The following is a 492-nucleotide window of genomic DNA, read 5'->3' as shown; positions in this document are numbered from 1 at the left end:
TTGCGGAGGAGGGGACCGGGGCAGGACGCGAGGCAGTGCGAGTGGAGGGGGGGTGGGGGGGAACCTTGGCCGGTCACGGAGGGGCAGTTGAAGGTGGGAGGCCATGCGAGCGAGGGGCGAATGTATGCCGGGCATCGGGCGCGAGGCTTCCTGGCGTCGACGGGCGCGCTCAGGCATCTGCGCAGGCCGGAGGGCGTGGAGTGCGCGATGGACGAGACGGAGTTGCGCGAGCCGTGCGGCACGGACGGCAAGAGGCTGGACTACGTCGGGGTGGCAGGGAAGGTGGGACTGATTGGCGGGCGTTAGTCGATTCGGGATGTCGAGGGGGACATCAGCGGCTTTGCGAAACGGGGCGGCGACGTGGAGTCGGGCATTAGAGGCGTGATCAGCTGGGTCGCGCTGGCGTTTCTGATTACCGCCGGGCTGCGGCTGCTGTACACGCGTTGGGGGAAGACCACCGCGGCGTAGTCCAGGTGCTTGCCGGTCGTGGGG

1 protein-coding gene is annotated in these 492 nt (G+C 69.1%); it reads right to left on the bottom strand.

The window, feature by feature from the left end; translation table 11 throughout:
• Positions 1-302: 302 nt before the first annotated feature.
• Positions 303-492 (bottom strand): hypothetical protein (locus tag A6V37_RS41775; protein ID WP_208607867.1); only part of this gene is annotated, 190 nt, incomplete at its 5' end.

Source organism: Paraburkholderia ginsengiterrae (assembly GCF_001645125.1).
Lineage (GTDB): Bacteria > Pseudomonadota > Gammaproteobacteria > Burkholderiales > Burkholderiaceae > Paraburkholderia > Paraburkholderia ginsengiterrae.
Note: the sequence above shows the minus strand (reverse complement) of the source record. Positions and strands in the feature narration are given on the sequence as shown.